Genomic DNA, 18,303 nt, shown 5'->3' on the forward strand with positions numbered 1-18,303 from the left:
CGGGCCGATGCAGGCTAGTGATCCAGATAAAGGTAATGCAGCCAGCTGGTCATGCGCAGCAGCACTTTGCGCATCACGGAGACGTGCTCGAAGTGCCCGGTATAGACCGCCGCCTGAGCGCTCACGCCGTCGGGCAGATGATCCAGATCCGGGTTGGCCGCCAGATCGATCATCACGTACACCCCTTCCCGGCCCGGCGTGGCGCTCAGGCCCTGCAGTGCGCCGCTGGCCTGGTAGCTGCCGTCCGGTATCGCCGGCAACACCCGGCTCACGGTGCCGCCATAAACCTGTCCCGGCAAACCGTTAAACACCACTTCAGCCTGATCCCCCTGCGCCAAGCGCAGGATGGCGTTCTGGCGGAATACCGCCACCACCTGGCGCTTTTGCTGCGGGATAAAGATCATCACCGGTTTGAACGGCAAGCGCACCGCCGCCGTGCCCGGCCGCGCCAGCACCTGCGTGACATAGCCATCGCTCGGCGCACGCACCACCGTTTGTTCCAGGTTGTAACGCGCTTCGGCTATTTGCGATTTCAGGCTGGCTATCGTGGCGTCTTCGCCGTCATAGCGCCCGGACAACCGCGCCTGTTCCTGTTGGAACTGGGCTTTCGCCGCCTGCAGCGCGGCGGATTGCGCCTGATACTGCTGCTGCGCATGGCTGACGTCCTGCTCCGAAAACGGATTGACCGGCATGGCCGCCCCTTTCGCGTAGCGCTGGTAATCTTTACGGGCGCGCTCAAACTCCACGTTCGCCCGCTGCACGTTGGCGGCGGACTCGCTAAGCGCTGCCCGACGCGTTCTGATCTCCGCCTCCACCCCGGCCAGATCCGCTTCCAGCTTGGTGAGCCGCGCGCGGTAGCGACTGTCGTCGAGCCGGAACAGCACCTCGCCTTTGCGCAGCAGCACGTTGGTTTTCTCCGTCACCTCAACGATCATGCCCGAGACCTGCGGCACCATCGGCACCGACACGGCAATTTTCTGCGCCCGATCGCTGTACGGATGGTTGTAGTTCATCGTCAGAATCAAGGCGCCGACGATAAATATTCCGCCAAGCACCGCAGTCGGCACGGTCCATTTGTTGACCGGAATGCGGAACAGTTTAAATACGCCGTAGCTCAGCGCCACGTAGCTGAGAATAATGAGCAAATCCATAGGCTACGCTCAACTTACCGTGGAGCCGGGAACCGCCGTCGGCTTTTCCTGCAGGCGTTGTAATTCCGCTTCGAGCACTGCGATGCGCGCCTGCAGATCCGTTGAGGGTTCCGGCCTTTCACTCATGCCCCAGCCGCGTTCCGGCCGATAGAGCGTCGCCCAGATCCACAGCAGCGGCCAAATGGCGTGCAGCGTAAACAGGCTGACCCAACCGGCGACGTGAATCGCATCCTGATGCGGATGGCGGCGCTTCTTCGCCAGTAAATAAGGAATGTCATGAATAATAATGACGCCGTAGAATAATATCAGGAATACTGCGATCAGTACGCCTAAAGCAAAATAGTTAAGAAACATGTAAAGTCCTGGTTGAGAATAATGGAAATAAATAATCTCTATAGCGTGTTATATTGTCTGATATCGTTGGCGATGGTATCGATGGCATTCTTCACGTCGGTGACTTTCAGCTGTGCTTTCTCATTATTAAGATTTTCCCCCGAAGCCTTACGCACCACTTTAATGACCGGCTGATTGGTCGCGGCATCGATAAACTCGCCTTCCATATAGACCGCGCTCTCCATAGTACGGTGCCCGGTGACGCTTTGCGTCGCGGCGATCAGCAGCGTGATTGGCAAGACTTCATAGACCTGCAGCCCTTTCTTCTGCGTGTCGATCGCCGTGATGGCGCCGCGGAAAATCAGGGTATGCTCGCGCGGCATGTCCACCAGCGTAAAATGGGTGCCCATCGCCTGCTTAAACTGCTGGTTGGTGTAATTCAGGATATTGTCGAGCGCGCGTTGGCTCACCATCTCGCTCGGTTTCGGCCGCGGGAAATAGATCATCGGTTGATACACCAGATATTGATAACGGGAAAAATCGACGTTCTTGTCCTTCCAATATAAAACGTCTTTGCCGGACGCGGATTGACCTTTATTGATATCGTTATAATTGGTCAGAAAGGTCGAGTATTTTTCTTTTTCGGTCACGGCGGACGAGCACGCGGCCAGTAATAACAGCGCAGGTAAAATAACCGCTCTTGTCACTTTCATTGACGGATTTCTCTTTATTTTTGTGGATAGCAAATAATCAAATCGAATGATACCCACCCACCCGTGATAAGTCATATGACAATGCCGCCAAAGGTGTATATCATTTTTGATATACAAACTCATACGAGCCGGCCAGTGAAAGAGAAAGACTTCCGCATTGAAGAACTCAGGATTGTCCGCGTCATTGCCGAAACGGCGAGCGTCAGCAAAGCGGCGCAGCTGTTGGATATGCCGCAGTCTAACGTGTCGCGCGCCCTCACCGCGCTGGAGCGGCGGCTCGGGCTGGAGCTGTTCTTGCGCGGCCCGCGCACTCTGTCACTGACCGAGTTCGGCGAACAATTCTTGCGCCGCGCCTCGCAGTTGCTGAACGAGCATAGCGATCTGCTCGATATGGCCGGCACCTATAAGCGCAGCCTGAACGGCATGGTCACGCTCGGCGCGCCGATCGGCATCCACGCTTTCCTGGCCAGCTATTTGCTGCCGCCGCTGCTGCACGCTGCGCCGGCGCTGACTGTCGATCTGGTAACCCGCAACCCCGACGAACGCGAGAAAAAATATGGCGCAGTATTCGACAGCGACTGCGATTTGCTGATCAGCTTTTTCCAGCCGCAAAACGAAAGCCTGATTGCCAGGCCCTTTACCCGTTTTCGCGTCGGGCTGTTCGCCGCGCCGGATTACATCGCCCGCTCGCCGCTGAATGAGCTGGATGAACTGTCGCAGCATCGCTGCATTACCTTGCGCATGCTGGGCGGCATCCGCAATACCTGGAGCGGCTACAGTGCGCAGGGGGAGTTGGTGCAGGTCGAGATCAACGGCGCCAGCGTCTGCGATAACATTCTGCCGGCGATCGAGCTGGCCAAACAGGGCCTGGGCATCGTCTACGCCCCGTATTATTCCGTCGCCGCCGAGCTCGATGCCGGCACACTGCTGCCCTGCCTGGCGCGCGAGCGCGGCATCGATATGCAGGCCTACCTGATCTACCGCCGGCGCGGCGTGTTGCCGCACCGCGTGCAGGTGACGATGGACAGCATCATGGAAAGCGTCAAACTGCACGCACACCGGCTGATATAGCCAAGAAAAACCCCGCCGCAGCGGGGTTTAACGCATCACATCAGCGCAAAATACCTCACCGCCCCTCTTTCTCCCCCAGGAAGAAATACCATAGCGGAATGGAAAGCAGCAGGGTGAACACCAGCGTATACAGCAGCACCATCAGGCTCTGCATGATCACCATCTGTGCGCTCCAGTCACCGATCGGCAGCTGAAACTGTTCGACGGTGCCACCGAGGATCGCCCGGCCCATCACGCAGCCGACCGCCACCGCCACTGTCGCCACCGCCGCGCGGAACTTGCGCACCTCGGCGCGGCGGGCGGCCGCTTCCGGCGTTTCGTCCCGAAGCCCTTGCCGCTGGCCGCGCCAGCGCCCTACGTCCACCAGCAGCAACGCCGCGAGGCTCACGCCCATTACCGGCAGGCAATAACCCAGCGCCAGTGCTACCAGCAGCGTGACGGCGCGGGCAGGCAGGGAAAGCGCCAGCCAGGCGGCAACCAGCGTCTGCACCGGATGCTGCGCACCCGCCGCCGGGCGGCGCATCCACCACATGCGGTAACCCAGCACGATCGTCAGGCACAGCCCGAGGCCGAACGCCGCCAGCAGCAGCTGATTCGGCAAGCCGAACAGAATGCCCATGTGGGCGTCGATGCCCCAGCGGGTCAGCTTGGCGATGATCGGGAAGGTGTCGAACCGCACCTGATCAATGACGGCGAAGCTTTGCGGCGCGATGGCAACCGCGTCCACCTGCGTTGGCCAGCTGCGATCCACTTCGGTCACCGTCCAGGCTTTGCCCTCACCTTTCGGCTGGCGCAGCTCGACCTTAGCGGCGTCTATTCCGGCGGCGCGCGCGGCATGCAGCGCCCGATCCCAATCGCCGTTCAGCGCATTGCTTTGCGCGGCAGGGCCCATCTTCATGCCCGGCATCATCCCGCGGTGCTCGGCGTGCGGATCGGTCGGCGTCTGCGGCGCATCGGCCTGCAGGCTGGTGTTGACCTGCGGCGTCAGCCAGCCCAGGTTGGCCCGCAGCGCGTCGATGTTGCCGCCGGCCCACTGCGACCAGGTCAGCCCGGTGGCCGAGAAGAACAGCAGCCCGGCCAGCAGCGCCACACCCAGCGTGATATGCCAATGGCGGTTAGCGGCGAAGCCCCCTTTCGCCCTTTTCAGCTTGCGCTTCGGCCGCGTCGCCAGCCACAGCGCCACGCCGCCCAGCGCGGCCACCCACAGCCAGGAGGCCGCCAGCTCGCTGTAGTTGCGGCCCAGATCGCCAAGCAGCAGGCTGCTGTGCAGCTTATCCAGCCAGGTGCGCAGCGGCAGTACACCGGAGGTGCCGTACACCGTCATATCGCCCTTGATCGCCAGGGTATAGGGATCGACAAACAGCGCACGTGACTCGGAAGCGCCCAGAGCAGTACTCGCGAACTGTACGCGCGTGGTGTCCATTGCGCCGGGAGCCGGACGCACGGCGTAAATGCGCGCCTCGTCACCCGCCGCACGGCGGGCGGCGGCGATCTGGTCAGCCAGCGATCTCGCCTGCCCGTGCGGCTCGGTGAAAAGCGCATCGCGATACAGCGCCTCTTCAAGTTGCGGCGTCAACACATACAGCGTGCCGGTCAGTGCAGCGACCAGAATAAAAGGAGCGACCAGCAGGCCGATATAGAAATGCAGCCGTCTGATCAGGTTCAGCATCGCGCCACGCGGCGATGCGGCAGGTGGAGTTTTGGTTATTGAAGACATGGCCTTTCTCGTTTTTCAAACTGTGCGCGCAGGCAAACCGTTCGCAGCGATACGGACGGCGTTACCCATGATCAAGCAATAGGGAAAAACGGTTGGCCGGGCGGCCCGCGCGGGCTCGGCCGCAGAGTAAGGCGCCGAAGGGGCGGAGAAACGATGCGCGGCGCGCAAGGCAGGCGCGCGATGCGCGTCATCAGCCACAGCAGCGGGACGAATGCCCACAGCAGTAGCGGCACGTGGATCAGCAGCTCGCAATAGCCGCAGAAAATCATCTCCGCAGGATCCATGCCGTGGTGGCCGGCATGTTCGGCGGCGGGCATCGCCATCGCGTGCATGTCGTGCGGCATGGCGGCTGCCGTCTGCGTCATGCCGCCCATCATCGGGTGGTGCGTCAGCGATTTCGACACCATCGGCGCCACAAACAGCAACAGCACCGCCAAAATGGCGATGCAGGCGGTAAAGCGTTGCTGTAGCTGACGTGGCACTCTCATCGCGGCGGCGAATTAACCCGGTCGGTGGCGAACAAGCGGCCAGTGTAACCCGCGATGCGCGATGAGGTGAAAGAAAAGTCAGGTTTGTCTTACCCGCCCCCGGCGAGGGCGATCACAGCGCCCGCGAGTAGACCCGCGAGGCTTCGCCCCAGGGGTGATAGCCGAGCCCGTTATAAACGAAGCCGCTGCGCTCGTAGTAGCCTTCCAGATCGGTGCACAGGTGCAGCTGCGGGAAGCCCAGCCGGCGGGTTTCCGTCGCCACATGCTCAATCAGCTTGGTGCCGTAGCCCCGGCCGCGCTGCGTCTCTTCTACGTAGAGCGCACACAGCCAGGGATACAATTCCCCACGGCTGATAAAGTCGTTGGTAATCAGCCCCGCACAGCCGAGGATCTGGTCATTTTCCATCAGCAGGTACCACTGCGGCAGCGGGTTGGCGGCGCCGAGGCTGCGGTTGATGGCGTCTTCATACATCATCAGCGTCTCTGCCGTGGCCCAGTGCCGCTGAAAATACGCAATGGCGCGCGGTGCCAGCTCGGGCGCTTGCCGCACCGAAATCATGTCCATCGTCATTCCCGTTATTCATGTTGTCAGCGTAGAATTATGCAGCAATATGCACGGTATGGCAGCGGCATTCCGCCGCCGTCATTCACCCCAAGGAGTCATCATGACGCAAAATATCTATGACAATCAGGCCTTCTTCGACGGCTACGCGCAGCTCAGCCGCTCGCAGCACGGCCTGGACGGCGCGCCGGAATGGCCCGCCATCCGCCGCATCCTGCCGGATTTACAGGGCAAAAGCGTGGTCGATCTCGGCTGCGGCTACGGCTGGTTCTGCCGCAGCGCCCGCGAACAGGGCGCAGCCAGCGTGCTGGGGCTGGACGTCTCGGAAAAGATGCTGGCCAAAGCGCGGGAGATGACCGCCGACTCGGGCATCGAGTACCGTCGGCAAGATTTGGCGCAGCTGCAGCTGCCGCCGGAAAGTTACGATCTGATCTACAGCTCGCTGACGCTGCACTACCTCGAGGATCTAGCCGCGCTGTTCGCCACGGTTTACGCCGCGCTGAAACCCGGCGGGCAGTTCATCTTCACCGCCGAGCACCCGATCTACACCGCCCCGGCGCAGCAGGGCTGGCTGACCGACGGCAACGGGCAGAAATCCTGGCCGGTCAACGGCTACCAACGGGAAGGCCGGCGCGTCTCCAACTGGCTGGCGGAAGGCGTCATCAAGCAGCACCGCACGCTCGGCAGCTATATCAACCCGCTGGCGCAGCAAGGGTTTATCATCCAGCATTTGAACGAATGGGGCCCCAGCGCGCAGCAAATCGCCGCTACCCCGGCGCTGGACGAAGAGCAGGAACGCCCGATGATCTTCATTCTCGCCGCCCGCAAACCCGCCTGATTGATCCGCAGTAAACCGTTCACACCACCACAGTTGGGGAGGCCGCCTCCCCCCAACGGCTATTGTACCGGCAGCGCCGCCCCGTGCGCCGCGAAGTGCGTCAGCGCCTCGCCCTCCATGCGATAACGCACCCACTCGCCCTGCGGCTGCGCGCCGATGCTGAGGTAGAAATCGATAGCCGGCTGATTCCAGTCCAGCACGCTCCACTCCAGGCGGCCGCACTGCCGCTCGCACGCCAGTTGGGCGATGTGCCGCAGCAGCGTTTTACCGGCGCCCGCGCCGCGATGCTTCGGCGCCACGTACAGGTCTTCCAGATAGATGCCGTTTTTACCCAGCCAGGTGGAGTAACTCATAAAGAACACCGCATAACCCGCCGGCTCGCCGTTCACCGTACAAATCAGCGCTTCGGAACAGGCGCCCGGCCCAAACAGGCTGCGTTCGATGTCCTCCACGCTGGCCCGCACCTGCTCGCGCGCCTTTTCGTACACCGCCAGCTCGATAATCATATCCAGAATCAGTTTGGCGTCGCTTTTTTGCGCCGGGTAAATCTCAATGGTCATGGCAAGTCCAGTGTGAGTTGATGGCCGTGCTTGCCAGCATACAGCGCCTCTCATGCTGCATGAACGGCATTTTCATCAACAGGCAATGAATATCATGCATCTGGATTTGAAACGCCTCGATCTCAACCTGCCGCGGGTGTTCGAAGCGGCGTTATAACGCGGGTTCGCCGATCGGCAGATACCCCTGCCACAGCGGCCGGGCCGGTTCGCCGTGCGGGTTGGCGCGCAGATGAACGTGGTAGCCCTGCAGCGCCTGCAGCAGCAGGCAGTCGTCCACCTCAGCCAGATCATCTTTGTGCTGCTGCGCGCTGTCCGTCAGCAGCGCCCGTTTGGCTTTCTCCTTCGCCTCGTCGGCGGAGCGCGCCACAAACAGACCGAACTGGTGCAATTCCGCCAGCTCATCGCTGCGGTAGCCGCCCACGTTGACGAAAAACAGCTTCTCTTCACCGGTAAACGGCGCAGGCTCCAGACTCACGTCGTAACCGTCCGCCCAGTCGATGCGCGCATAGCCGTCGACATGCACCTTGCGCTTATCGCCGAACCACTTTTCGCGCAGCAGCGGATACGCTTCTTCCGGCCGATCCGCCGCCGCGAACTGCACGTCGTGCAACTCAATATTGGCGCCCGGCGCCGTACCGCCCACATAAAACATCAATAATCCCGGCATGTTAGTCTGCTCTCCCTGGTGATAATCGCTGTATAATTTAATACATAACGAAACACCTGCCAACGGCGGCGCCATTCTGTGTTATCAATAGATGAGGTTTAATCTGTTGTGGAGGAACGCATGGCATTCAATATCGGTGATTTTGTACAACGCACCACCGGCGGCCCGAAGATGACCGTGGTGGCGATCGACGGCGAAACCCTGGTTTGCAGCTGGAATGAACTGGGTAAAGAACAGCGTACGGAGGTGCAGGCCAACGAGGTGGCGCTGTACCACGAAGACGGCGATTTCGGCGTCTGCTGAATGATCGGGGCGCGCCCCGCGCCCCGTTATCGCCTCAGGCGCGAATGTCCTGGTAGGCTGGGGTGGTATCGAACTCATGCTTGGCGAACGGGCACAGCGGAATGATTTTACGCTGCTCCGCGCGCATTTTCTCCACCACCAACGCCACCAGCTTTTTGCCGACGCCCTGCCCCTTCAATGACTCATCCACCCAGGTGTGATCGATAATGGTCAGCTTGTCGCCGCTCGGCACGAAAGAGATCTCGGCGATCAACTTGCCGTGCTCGTCATTGATATAAAAACGCTTCTCGTCCGCCAGTATTTTATGATCCATATTATTTCTCCCTATATTTCAGTGCGCCGCTGGGGCAAGTATCGATAACGCGTTTCACTTCGGCCGCGTCGGCATTGTCCGGCATAATCCACGGCCGGCGATTCAGGGTAAAAATAGCCGCGTTGCCACGTACACAGTTGGCGGAATGGCGGCATATCGCGCTGTTAAAATAAACGTCAATCTTGTCGCCGGAATAACGGCGGTAACCGGCGGCGGTCAATTCTTCATCCATCATGGCCTCACATTGCCCGTTTTATTGTTTTTGCTCCAGGCTCAAGTATAGGCAATGCCGCTGGCTTCACCACGCCTCTCGTCCGCCGAAAAAAGTGGCGCAACCGCCCGCCGCAGCTAGAAAAAAACGTAAATTGTTCTAATCTTTAATCAGCAAGACAACATAATTCCGACAGTGGCTAAGGAGTTCGAAATGGGTGATAGCTCAAAAGACGGCGTAATTCTGCTGTCCCGCATTCTACTGATGGTTCTGTTTATCATTTTCGGCTGGATGAAACTGGTCAACTTCGGTGCGACCGTCACGGCGATGGAAGGCTATGGCACGCCGATGCCTTATTTGGCGGCGATTGTCGCCGTGGTGGTGGAGTTTATTTTCGGCATCGCGCTTATTCTCGGCCTGTTTACTCGCCCTATCGCGGTCATTTTTGCCCTGTATGTGTTGGGCACCGCGTTTATCGGCCATCCGTTCTGGAAAATGACCGGCATGGAAATGATGGGCAACGAAATCAACTTCTTTAAAAACATCAGCATCATTGGCGGTTTGCTGCTGCTGGCGGTGACTGGCGCCGGCCGTTATTCGCTGGACTATAAAATATTTAATAAATAATTCATCGATGGCCGGCGATATGCGCCGGCCATTTTATTTCGGCTATCCTTTCACCGGCTGCGCTTGGCGTGGCGCTCAAAGTTTTCCGCCCTGGCCTGCGCCGATTTACGCAGCGTGACATAGCAGGCGCCCTCGCCGCCGTCGCGCGGTAAGGCGCGGCAAAACGCCTGCACCTGTTCAAACTGCGCCAGCCATTTGGCGACGTAACTGCGCACGATATTCGGATGGCTTTCGTTCTGCCGCCCGCGGCCGTGCACGATAAGCAGCGAACGCAGGTTTTGCGCCTCCGCCTGCATAATGAAGCGGAACAGCGCCTGCCGGCTGGCTTCAACCGGCTGACGCAGCAAATTCAGCGACGCCTGCGGCGGGTAACGCCCATTGCGCAGCTTGTCCAGCACGCCCTGCTGAATGCCTTCCCCTTTGAACTCCAGCGGCCGATCGCAGGGGATCACCTCGAGGAAATCGGTGCTGAGGAAGTTTTCCTGCCGCAGCCGCTGCGCTTCGCGCCGCGCGCTTTTGTCCACCGCCTCCTGCGGCTTGAGGTACAGGGTCTGCCGCCTGCTCGCCAGCGGCACCACGTCCGCCATCGCCTGTTCAAAAAAGTCTTTTTCCTGCTCGCTCATGTTCCACCTCTCTTGAACGGCAGCCTTTACGGCCGGGGATGGGGACGATTGTAAGACGCCTTGGCGCGGTTGCAAGCCGGGAATTGTCAGCGGCATTTGTCTCAATTGTCGTCAACGGGTGAGCTTGCGAGCAGTTTTCGCTATACTGCTAAGCCATCATTGAGTGCCGCAAAGGATCGAGCCCATGACAATGCGCGAGCTGGAAATCCAGTTTCAAAATGCGATGAATGAGTTGCAGAGCAGCTTCGAACGGCAACACCGCGAATGGCAACGGAGCTACCAGGCGCTGCAGCAACTGCTGGAAGAAGCCAAACAGCGCGAAGCCGCGCTGCGGGCGCAGAATGAACAACTGGCGCGCAAACTGAGCACCGCCAGTTCGGTGCCGGAGCAGCATGCGCTGGTCAAGCAGATCAAAATGCTCGGCGCCCATCTGGACGCGCTGGCCAAAGACGCGGCCACCTTCAATCACCACCTGCGCCAACAGAGCGCGGTCGGTAATTTCAGCGGCGAACAGCATTGATAGCGGGCGCTGTCGCACAGCGCCTCCCGCCCCTCTTCTGGCGTACTGAGAGTATAATAAAGCCTAAATGACCTGGATCATCCTCGCCGCCCTGATCGTCGTATTCATCATCGGTTACCGCATTTTGACGTCCGACACCCGTAAAGCCATCGATTCGTTGGCCCATCTGCTGAGGGTCAAACCGATGCTGATCGAATCGATGATCCAGGAAATGGGCGGCCGCCAAAGCCAGACCTTTATCCGCATGCTGAACAACGGCTATACCGAAGAGATGCACCAGGCCGCTTACCTGCTGTTCATCTACCTGACGTTCATCAAACAGGCGGACGACGAGCAGATTGGCCATTGGCGCGACGTGCTGCTGCGCGCCGGGCTGTCGCCGGAGCTGCACGCCGAGCACACCGAAGCGGCGCTGTTTTACTTCGCCGAGTTGGATATCGATGCGTTTGAACTGGCGCAGTTCCGCCGCGCCTACAACGAGCGTTTCAACCGCGAAGCGTTGGCCCACGGCTGATAGCGTCCCCCTGGCGGGGGACCGTTTACAGGAACATGCTGTAGAGGTAACGCGACAGCGCTTCGCGCGAGCTGAAGCCGTGTGCGATGCCGTAACGCTGATTCGGCGCGTCGCTGCTTAAATCCAGGGGAAATTCCAGATATTGCTCGCTGGTGCGCACCGGCGAGGTCGGCGTGGCGAAATGCACGCTTTTCTCTTTCAACGCCGGGTGGATCACCAACGCGGTTCTGCCCATCCGCGCTTCGCGATTCACATACACGTAGTGTGCACCCTTGCGGTAACCATAGGCCTGATCGGTGATATAATCACGCTCAAAGCCGGTATTCTCCAACACTTTAGCCACTTCATCCGGCCGTAAATACATCGATTCCTCCTCTCATTCTGGACCGCTGAGCGACCTTACCGTAATCATTCACCGAAACAATGATTTTCTGGGGAGGAATCCGGGTTTCGGACTATTCCTGAATCAGACCCGGCTGCGCTGCAGCAGGCGCAGAGTGAGCAACACCCCGAGCGCCACCAGCAGCGCCGCCGCCAGATAAATCGACGGCACGCCCGCCTGCCCGATCAGCAGCCCGGCCAGCGGGCCGGTGATGCCCAACGCCAGGTCGAGGAACGCCGAATAGGTACCGAGCGCCGTGCCCTGATTCTGCGGCGGCACCTGTTTCACCGCCTCAACGCCCAGCGCCGGGAACACCAGCGAAAAACCGGCGCCGGCCAGCAATGCGCCGGTTTGCACCATCCAGGGTTCGCCAGCCTGCCAAATCAACAGCAGCCCGACGATCTCAACCAGAAACGACGCCAGCGTCACCTTCAACCCGCCATGGCGGTTGATGACATTGCTGAAGATCAGGCGAATGCCGACGAAGGCGCAGCTGAACAGCGTCAGCGAAAACGCCGCGCCGCTCCAGCCTTTGTCGGCGTAGTAAAGGGTGATGAACGTGGCGATCACGCCGAAGCCGACGGTGCCCATCGCCAGCCCGAGACCATAGGCCCAAATGCGGCCGAACACCGCGCGAAAGGCGATGCGTTGCCCGGCGGCGATCGAGACGTCCGGCTTGCCGCTCGCCAACAGCAGCGCCACCGCGACCGCCAGCACGATCAGCGCCGCCACCCCGGCCAAGCCCCACTGCTGATTCAGATACACGCCGAGCGGCGCGCCGGCCGCCATCGCGCCGTAGGTGGCGACGCCGTTCCAGGAGATCACCCGCGCGGTGTGCATCGCCCCAACCCGGCCGATGCCCCACAGCGTGGAGCCGGTGCTGGCGAAGCTTTCGCCGACGCCGAGAAACACCCGCCCCACGCACAGCAGCAGCAGGCTGAGCCACGGCCAACCGTCAAAGCCGAACGCCAGCGCGTAAAACAGGCCGCTGGCGCCGCAGCAGGCCAGGCCGAACAGCACCACCTTCTTCGGCCCCAACTGATCGGCGTAACGCCCGGCATGCGGGCGGCTGAACAGCGTGGCGAAGTACTGCGCGCTGATGATAAGGCCCGCCAGCACCGAGTTGTAGCCCAGGTGGTCATGCACAAACCCCGGCAACACCGCCAGCGGCAGGCCGATGGTCAGGTAGCAGACGAAGGTGAACATCACCACGGACAAAATACGTCGGTTCAGTTGGAGGTTATTTTCTGCGGTCATCGAAGGCGGCTCGCATCGGACGGGGTAGACGAAGCCCTCCAGCATACCCCGACGAGATTTGATGATAAATGAGAGAGTGATAACGAATTATTATTTCGCTAACGGTTTGCCGCCACCCGCGCGCGCAGAAAATCGATAAACGCCCGCACCTTCTCCGACACGTGGCGGGTGTTCGGGTAGAGCGCATAGATACTCTGCTCGGGGAAACGGTGATCCGGCAGCAACCGTTGCAGCCTGCCGGCGTCGATGTCGGGCTGCGCCAGCCACGCCGGCAGCAGCGCCACCCCGGCGCCATGCAGGGCGAACGCCAGCAATGCCGCGGCGCTGTCGCCGGTGAGCGTCGCCGCATCCGCGACCTTGAACAGCACCGCGTCGCGCTGCGGCGTGACCACCTGCCAGCTGAGGGGCGAACTGAGCCGGCTGTGGGCGATCCACTGCGCCTGCGCCAGATCCGTCAGCGAATGAATCGGCCGCTCGGCCAGATAATTCGGCGCCGCCACCGGAAAGATGGCGAAGCTGTCGATCAGCGCCGCGCGGTGGCTGGAATCCGCCAGCTGGCCCAGGCGGATCGCCACGTCGAAGCGCTCAGAGATCAGATCGGCATGATAAGAGGAAGACACATGCTGGATGCGCAGGCGCGGATGCTGCCGCGAAAACGCCGCCAGCGCCGGCACCACGACCTGCGCGCCATACTCAGGCGTGCTGGTGATACGCAGCACGCCGCTCAGCCCGTGATGATCGCGTCGCACGTCGTCGAGCACGTTCTCGGCCTCCTGCAACAGCTGCAGGCTGCGCTGGTAGAAGCGTTCGCCGGCATCGGTCAGCGACAATCGGCGGGTGCTGCGCGCCAGCAGTGACACCCCCAGCTCATTCTCCAGCTGCTTGACGTTAAAGCTCACCACCGCCTTGGTTTGCCCCAGCGCCGCCGCCGCCGCGGTAAAGCTGCCCGCTTCCACCACCGCCGCGAAGATCGCCAGACGCTGCAAATTCAGCATTTCGCCGCCCTTATTGTCAAAATCATTTTGACAGTGTAATCGCCCGCCGCCGATTTATCCGCACTTTTCCCCCCGATACACTGCTCGCCTTCAACCGGAGGCACCATGTCTTATCGCAGCAAAGTGGCAATCGTCTATCTGCTCGGCTTTTTCGTCGATCTGATCAATATGTTTATCGCCAACGTCGCCTACCCCGCCATCGGCCAGGCGATGGCGGCGTCGGTCAGCCAGCTGGCGTGGGTCAGCAACGGCTATATTCTCGGCCTGACGCTGGTGATCCCGCTCAGCGCCTGGCTGGCGCAGCGCATCGGCGGGCGGCGGGTGTTTCTGCTCTCGCTGGCGCTGTTCATGCTGGCCACCCTCGGCGCGGGCAACGCCGACAGCATCGGCGCGCTGATCGGCTGGCGCACCCTGCAAGGCATGGGCGGCGGTTTGCTGATCCCCATCGGCCAGACGCTGACCTATCAGCTGTACCGCAGCCATGAACGCGCCGGGCTGTCGGCCGCCATCATGTTGGTGGGGCTGCTGGCGCCGGCGCTGTCACCGGCGCTGGGCGGCTGGCTCGTCGATAGCCTGGACTGGCGCTGGGTGTTTTTCGCCAACCTGCCGCTGGCGGCCCTGGCCCTGGCGCTGGCGGCGCTGTGGCTACGTGCGGAAACGCCGACGGCGGCGTGCAAACCGCTCGACGCGACAGGATTACTGAGCGCCTGCGCGGCGCTGACGCTGCTGCTGCTCGGCCTGACCCGGCTGAGCGAAGCCGGTCATCAGGTTTCCGGCGCGGCGCTGCTGGCCGCCGGGCTGCTGGTGCTGGCCTATTATCTGCGCCATAGCCTGCGCACCCCGCAGCCGCTGCTGAACCTGCGGCTGGTCGGCGATCCGCTGCTGCGCAACGCCATGGCGGTTTATTTGTGCATTCCCGGCCTGTTCATCGGCGTCAGCCTGGTGGCGATGCTGTATTTGCAAAACCAGCTGGGGATGCCCGCCGCGCAGGTCGGCGGCCTGATGCTGCCCTGGGCGCTGGCGTCGTTCCTGGCCATCACGTTGACCGGCAAAAGCTTTAATCGCCTCGGCCCGCGGCCGCTGCTGATCGCCGGCTGCCTGTTGCAAGGCGCCGGCATGCTGACGCTGGCGCAGATCGATCAGGCCGGGCAGCACGCGTTGCAGATCGCCGCCTTCGCCCTGATGGGGTTCGGCGGCAGTCTGTGCAGCAGCACTGCGCAGAGCAGCGCGTTTCTGCAGATCCCCGACGGCCAATTGGCGGACGCCAGCGCACTGTGGAATATCAACCGCCAGCTCAGTTTTTGCCTCGGCGTGGCGCTGCTCAGCCTGCTGCTGAATCTGCTGCTGACCGTGTTGCCGCCCGCGGCGGCTTACCGAACCTGCTTCATTCTGGCGGGCGCCAGCGCACTTATCCCGCTGTTGCTGTGTCTGCGCCTCGCCAACCGCGCCATCGTGCGCCAACTCAATGCTCAACAGGATGCTTTATGAACCCGTATTTTACCGAAGTGATCGACGCCCACATCGCCATTGAACGCTGGCTGGGCAAAGGCGCCGGAGAGGAGCAAGCGCTGCTGGCGCGCTTTACGCCGGATTTCAGCATGATCGCGCTGAACGGCGCCCCGCTGGATTTCACCGCGCTGTGCGCTTTTTTCCGCGCGCATCGCGCCGCCAAACCGGGACTGGAAATCGAGATAGAAGAGATGAAGCTGGTGGCCGAATGGCCGACTGGCGCGGTAGTCAGCTACCGGGAAAAACAGAGCCTGCCGGGGCAAAGCGCCACGCTGCGCTACTCCACTGTGGTGTTTGAACGCCTGCCCGACGCGCTCGGCTGGCGGCATTTGCACGAAACCGCCGCGGCGCAATAATTACAGGAAGCTGCCGGCCAGAAACAGTTCCCAACCGACGATCATCCCGCACAGGGTTACCGCGCTGAAAATGACTTCAAACAGATAGCGATGGATCATCGTGAGTAGCCTCAAAAGAAGACACCCGGAAAGACCGGGTGTCTGGAATACGGGCTGTAGAGTGCGGAACCTTGTCGGTTCCGCAAACATCACTTAATTAAGCTTTTTTACCGGCTTTTTTGTGGTGTTTTTTAGCGGCCTGAGCTTTCTGCACTGGCGCTTTTTTGTGGTGTTTTTTAGCAGCCTGGGCTTTCTGAGCTGGCGCTTTTTTGTGGTGCTTTTTAGCGGCCTGAGCTTTCTGGGCTGGCGCTTTTTTGTGGTGCTTGGCTTTCTTGTGGTGCGTTGCTTTAGCTGGCGCTTTTTCAGCCGCTGGCGCAGCGGTAGTGGTGGTCGCAGCTGGCGCGGTGGTGGTAGCCGGAGCAGTAGCTGCAGTATCAGCAGCGAAAGCAACAGAAGACAGACCCATAGTGGCAGCAACGATCAGCGCTAATACTTTTTTCATCTTTAAATCCTCAGAGTGTTGTTTCGGTAAGCTCCGGTGGAGCCGTTGAAACAGATACTAGTGGAATCAAACGGCCGTTTCCGTGAGTGATTGGTTTCGCCGAGTAACCAAATGTACAAAGCCCAGGTGCCGGCAAACACCTGCGTGACGGCGGTTTTTTTCCGTGATCGGCCACACAAATCTCGGCATGGTCTACACTTAAAAGACATGTGTCGAAATGGAGAGCTGAATGTTTAAGAAAGCGGAAAGAACAGAACGCGATATCGATCAGGATGTGACTCTGTTGGCCGATACGCTGGATGAAGTGTTGCGCGAGTCCGGTGACAAGACCAAAGAGGAACTGAAAGAGCTGCACAGCAAGGCAAAAGGCGTGCTGCGCGACGCGCGAGCGCGATTCAACGGCTCCACCAGTCTGACACAACATGCGCGCGACGCGGTCGATCAAGCCGACAGCTATGTGCGTGACAAACCTTGGCAGGGCGTAGGGATCGGTGCCGCCGTCGGCATCGTGCTCGGCGTGCTGCTAGCCCGGCGTTAACACCCCTGCAGTCATAAAGATAAAACAGATGTGCGTCTGGCCCGCGGAAATCGCGGGCCGTTTAATTTGCGTGTTTAAACAGCTGTGCCAGCCCCTGTACCGCCCGCTCCGCCTCCTCTCGCCGGCTGAAATTGGCGAACCCCAGCAGTAACCCCTGCCCCGCCGGATGGTCGATTCGCCAGTCCGACAACGCCTGCACCGCCAACCCCTGCTGCCAGGCTTGCGCCGCTAGTGGCGCATCCGCCAAGCCGTCGCGCAGCCGCGCCAACAGCTGAATGCCGCCTTGCTGCGGCACCACTGTCAGCCACGCCCCCAGTTGCCGTTCCAACGCCTGCGTCAGCCACTCGCGCCGCTGGCGGTACAACGGCCGTATGCGTTTCAGGTGGCGGTAGAAATGCCCTTGCCGGATAAAATCCGCCACGCCGGCCTGCAGCAGCGGCGGGCAACCGCAGCCACGCAGCCGGCTGCTGCGCGCAAAGGCCTCCGTCAGGCCGACGGGCACCACTAAATAAGCCATGCGCAGCGCCGGGAACAGCGTTTTGCTGAAGGTGCCGGCGTACAACACCCGTCCCTGAACATCGAGGCTTTTCAGCGGCGGCAATGGCCGCCCGTGATAGCGAAACTCGCTGTCGTAGTCATCCTCGAGGATCCAGGCCCTGCGCTGCTGCGCCCAGTCGAGCAGCGCCATCCGCCGCGCCAGGCTGAGCGAGACGCCGAGCGGGCTTTGATGGGTTGGCGTCACCACCGCCAGCCGCGCCTCAGGCGCCGTCAGCATACCCGCGGCCACATCCATGCCCTGTTCATCCACCGGCACGGCGACCGGCCTGACGCCGGCGGCCTGCAGCAGCGGACGCGTGACCGGATAGCCGGGATCTTCGATCCATACCGCGTCGCCGGCATGTAACAGCGTCTCCGTCACCCAATCCAACAACGCCGGATAACCGGCACAGAGGAAAATTTGCTCCGGCCGGCAGCTGATGCCACGCGACAAATGCAGATAATGGGCGATCGCCTCACGCAGTTCAGGCAGGCCGCTGACCGGCGGCAGCGCCAGGGAAGCCACTGTGGAACCGCGCAGCTGACGGGCGACAATGCGCTGCCACAGCGCCCGTGGAAACGCATCCAGCGCGGGCACCCCCAGCTGGAAAGGCTGCAGCATGCCCTGCGGTTGCAGCGGATCGGGCGCCATCGCCGCCAGCGGTGGCGCAGAGGATACCGCGCCCGGCGGCATGTGCGGCAGCTGCGGCGAGACATAGGTGCCCGCCTGCCCGCGACTCTGCAAGAAACCTTCGGCGATAAGTTGCGCGTAGGCACTTTCCACCGTGGCGCGCGCCACACCCAGATCGCTCGCCAACCCGCGCACCGAAGGCAGCCGGCTGCCCGCCGTCAGGCTGCCCTGGGTAATGGCGTCTTTAATCCGCTGGTAAATCTGCCGGTACAGCGGCTCGGCGAGCCGGCTGTCCAGCCGCAATGAAGTCAGGAACGGTGGCATCATGGCCCGGTTAAATAATCAT

Annotated in this window: 25 protein-coding genes; 9 read left to right on the top strand and 16 right to left on the bottom strand. The window is 61.1% G+C overall.

Features of this window, described 5'->3' with window-relative positions; genetic code table 11:
* Positions 1-14: 14 nt before the first annotated feature.
* From CPH57_RS15595 to CPH57_RS15605, 3 genes are read right to left on the bottom strand one after another with little or no spacing between them, the layout of a single operon-like run.
* Positions 15-1,151, bottom strand: coding sequence for an HlyD family secretion protein (locus CPH57_RS15595; RefSeq protein WP_089195096.1), 1,137 nt, complete (start codon positions 1,149-1,151; stop codon positions 15-17).
* Positions 1,152-1,160: 9 nt separating this feature from the next.
* Positions 1,161-1,505: a DUF3302 domain-containing protein gene (locus tag CPH57_RS15600; protein WP_089192175.1), complete on the bottom strand. Its 345-nt coding sequence runs from the start codon at positions 1,503-1,505 to the stop codon at positions 1,161-1,163.
* Positions 1,506-1,543: 38 nt separating this feature from the next.
* Complete coding sequence (locus tag CPH57_RS15605) at positions 1,544-2,197, bottom strand: DUF3313 domain-containing protein (RefSeq protein ID WP_025303964.1); 654 nt, start codon at positions 2,195-2,197, stop codon at positions 1,544-1,546.
* Between the two features lie 135 nt (positions 2,198-2,332).
* On the opposite strand from CPH57_RS15605, the gene CPH57_RS15610 reads away from it, so the two are divergent.
* Complete coding sequence (locus CPH57_RS15610; protein ID WP_025303965.1) at positions 2,333-3,268, top strand: LysR family transcriptional regulator; 936 nt, start codon at positions 2,333-2,335, stop codon at positions 3,266-3,268.
* 55 nt (positions 3,269-3,323) lie between these two features.
* Here CPH57_RS15610 and CPH57_RS15615 read toward each other — a convergent pair whose 3' ends face one another.
* From CPH57_RS15615 to CPH57_RS15625, 3 genes are all read right to left on the bottom strand, one after another.
* A complete protein-coding gene (locus CPH57_RS15615) occupies positions 3,324-4,985 on the bottom strand; it encodes a DUF2534 family protein (protein WP_170852846.1) in 1,662 nt (553 codons plus the stop codon).
* 71 nt (positions 4,986-5,056) lie between these two features.
* Complete coding sequence (locus CPH57_RS15620; RefSeq protein WP_228287557.1) at positions 5,057-5,473, bottom strand: DUF2946 domain-containing protein; 417 nt, start codon at positions 5,471-5,473, stop codon at positions 5,057-5,059.
* 112 nt (positions 5,474-5,585) lie between these two features.
* On the bottom strand, positions 5,586-6,038 hold the full coding sequence (locus tag CPH57_RS15625; protein WP_083223817.1) for a GNAT family N-acetyltransferase: 453 nt from the start codon (positions 6,036-6,038) through the stop codon (positions 5,586-5,588).
* 100 nt (positions 6,039-6,138) lie between these two features.
* Between CPH57_RS15625 and CPH57_RS15630 the strand changes: the two genes are divergently transcribed.
* Positions 6,139-6,873 carry a bifunctional 2-polyprenyl-6-hydroxyphenol methylase/3-demethylubiquinol 3-O-methyltransferase UbiG gene (locus CPH57_RS15630; protein ID WP_033651601.1) on the top strand — a complete coding sequence of 245 codons (735 nt, stop codon included), beginning with the start codon at positions 6,139-6,141 and terminating at the stop codon, positions 6,871-6,873.
* Between the two features lie 59 nt (positions 6,874-6,932).
* On the opposite strand, the gene CPH57_RS15635 is transcribed toward CPH57_RS15630, so the two are convergent.
* Positions 6,933-7,433: a GNAT family N-acetyltransferase gene (locus CPH57_RS15635; RefSeq protein ID WP_033651602.1), complete on the bottom strand. Its 501-nt coding sequence runs from the start codon at positions 7,431-7,433 to the stop codon at positions 6,933-6,935.
* Positions 7,434-7,584: 151 nt separating this feature from the next.
* Positions 7,585-8,100 (bottom strand): DUF1543 domain-containing protein, encoded by a 516-nt coding sequence (locus CPH57_RS15640; protein ID WP_096242544.1) that lies wholly within the window; start codon positions 8,098-8,100, stop codon positions 7,585-7,587.
* A gap of 120 nt (positions 8,101-8,220) precedes the next feature.
* Here CPH57_RS15640 and CPH57_RS15645 point away from each other — a divergent pair, with 120 nt between their 5' ends.
* On the top strand, positions 8,221-8,403 hold the full coding sequence (locus tag CPH57_RS15645; RefSeq protein ID WP_016929823.1) for a YodC family protein: 183 nt from the start codon (positions 8,221-8,223) through the stop codon (positions 8,401-8,403).
* Positions 8,404-8,437: 34 nt separating this feature from the next.
* Here the strand turns inward: CPH57_RS15645 and CPH57_RS15650 are convergent, their stop codons facing one another.
* Positions 8,438-8,716 carry a GNAT family N-acetyltransferase gene (locus CPH57_RS15650; RefSeq protein WP_033644139.1) on the bottom strand — a complete coding sequence of 93 codons (279 nt, stop codon included), beginning with the start codon at positions 8,714-8,716 and terminating at the stop codon, positions 8,438-8,440.
* Between the two features lies 1 nt (position 8,717).
* Positions 8,718-8,948, bottom strand: a complete 231-nt coding sequence (locus CPH57_RS15655) for a (4Fe-4S)-binding protein (protein ID WP_016929825.1) — start codon at positions 8,946-8,948, stop codon at positions 8,718-8,720.
* A gap of 192 nt (positions 8,949-9,140) precedes the next feature.
* Between CPH57_RS15655 and CPH57_RS15660 the strand changes: the two genes are divergently transcribed.
* Positions 9,141-9,554: a DoxX family protein gene (locus CPH57_RS15660; protein ID WP_016929826.1), complete on the top strand. Its 414-nt coding sequence runs from the start codon at positions 9,141-9,143 to the stop codon at positions 9,552-9,554.
* Positions 9,555-9,604: 50 nt separating this feature from the next.
* Here CPH57_RS15660 and smrA read toward each other — a convergent pair whose 3' ends face one another.
* The gene (gene smrA / locus CPH57_RS15665; protein ID WP_033651604.1) at positions 9,605-10,177 is read right to left on the bottom strand and encodes a DNA endonuclease SmrA; all 573 of its coding nucleotides are present in this window, start codon (positions 10,175-10,177) and stop codon (positions 9,605-9,607) included.
* A 184-nt stretch (positions 10,178-10,361) separates the two neighbouring features.
* Here smrA and CPH57_RS15670 point away from each other — a divergent pair, with 184 nt between their 5' ends.
* Together CPH57_RS15670 and CPH57_RS15675 are read left to right on the top strand one after the other, a co-directional pair.
* Positions 10,362-10,697 (top strand): MbeD/MobD family mobilization/exclusion protein, encoded by a 336-nt coding sequence (locus tag CPH57_RS15670; RefSeq protein ID WP_033644141.1) that lies wholly within the window; start codon positions 10,362-10,364, stop codon positions 10,695-10,697.
* Positions 10,698-10,764: 67 nt separating this feature from the next.
* Complete coding sequence (locus CPH57_RS15675) at positions 10,765-11,211, top strand: DUF1198 family protein (protein WP_033644142.1); 447 nt, start codon at positions 10,765-10,767, stop codon at positions 11,209-11,211.
* 25 nt (positions 11,212-11,236) lie between these two features.
* On the opposite strand, the gene CPH57_RS15680 is transcribed toward CPH57_RS15675, so the two are convergent.
* From CPH57_RS15680 to CPH57_RS15690, 3 genes are all read right to left on the bottom strand, one after another.
* The gene (locus CPH57_RS15680) at positions 11,237-11,575 is read right to left on the bottom strand and encodes a DUF2002 family protein (protein WP_096242545.1); all 339 of its coding nucleotides are present in this window, start codon (positions 11,573-11,575) and stop codon (positions 11,237-11,239) included.
* 102 nt (positions 11,576-11,677) lie between these two features.
* On the bottom strand, positions 11,678-12,850 hold the full coding sequence (locus CPH57_RS15685; RefSeq protein WP_096242546.1) for an MFS transporter: 1,173 nt from the start codon (positions 12,848-12,850) through the stop codon (positions 11,678-11,680).
* A 98-nt stretch (positions 12,851-12,948) separates the two neighbouring features.
* Complete coding sequence (locus CPH57_RS15690; protein ID WP_060660329.1) at positions 12,949-13,845, bottom strand: LysR family transcriptional regulator; 897 nt, start codon at positions 13,843-13,845, stop codon at positions 12,949-12,951.
* A gap of 105 nt (positions 13,846-13,950) precedes the next feature.
* Between CPH57_RS15690 and CPH57_RS15695 the strand changes: the two genes are divergently transcribed.
* Complete coding sequence (locus tag CPH57_RS15695) at positions 13,951-15,333, top strand: MFS transporter (RefSeq protein WP_033644146.1); 1,383 nt, start codon at positions 13,951-13,953, stop codon at positions 15,331-15,333.
* The gene (locus CPH57_RS15700) at positions 15,330-15,710 is read left to right on the top strand and encodes a DUF4440 domain-containing protein (RefSeq protein WP_004928958.1); all 381 of its coding nucleotides are present in this window, start codon (positions 15,330-15,332) and stop codon (positions 15,708-15,710) included. The genes CPH57_RS15695 and CPH57_RS15700 overlap by 4 nt, the downstream gene beginning before the upstream one ends.
* A gap of 196 nt (positions 15,711-15,906) precedes the next feature.
* Here CPH57_RS15700 and asr read toward each other — a convergent pair whose 3' ends face one another.
* Positions 15,907-16,251, bottom strand: a complete 345-nt coding sequence (gene asr, locus CPH57_RS15705; RefSeq protein ID WP_096242547.1) for an acid resistance repetitive basic protein Asr — start codon at positions 16,249-16,251, stop codon at positions 15,907-15,909.
* A 229-nt stretch (positions 16,252-16,480) separates the two neighbouring features.
* Here asr and CPH57_RS15710 point away from each other — a divergent pair, with 229 nt between their 5' ends.
* Complete coding sequence (locus CPH57_RS15710; RefSeq protein WP_004928950.1) at positions 16,481-16,789, top strand: YqjD family protein; 309 nt, start codon at positions 16,481-16,483, stop codon at positions 16,787-16,789.
* 61 nt (positions 16,790-16,850) lie between these two features.
* Here CPH57_RS15710 and CPH57_RS15715 read toward each other — a convergent pair whose 3' ends face one another.
* Positions 16,851-18,284 carry a PLP-dependent aminotransferase family protein gene (locus CPH57_RS15715; RefSeq protein WP_096242548.1) on the bottom strand — a complete coding sequence of 478 codons (1,434 nt, stop codon included), beginning with the start codon at positions 18,282-18,284 and terminating at the stop codon, positions 16,851-16,853.
* Positions 18,285-18,303: the final 19 nt, after the last annotated feature.

It is taken from the genome of Serratia sp. JKS000199 (assembly GCF_900215455.1).
GTDB classification, from domain to species: domain Bacteria; phylum Pseudomonadota; class Gammaproteobacteria; order Enterobacterales; family Enterobacteriaceae; genus Serratia; species Serratia ureilytica.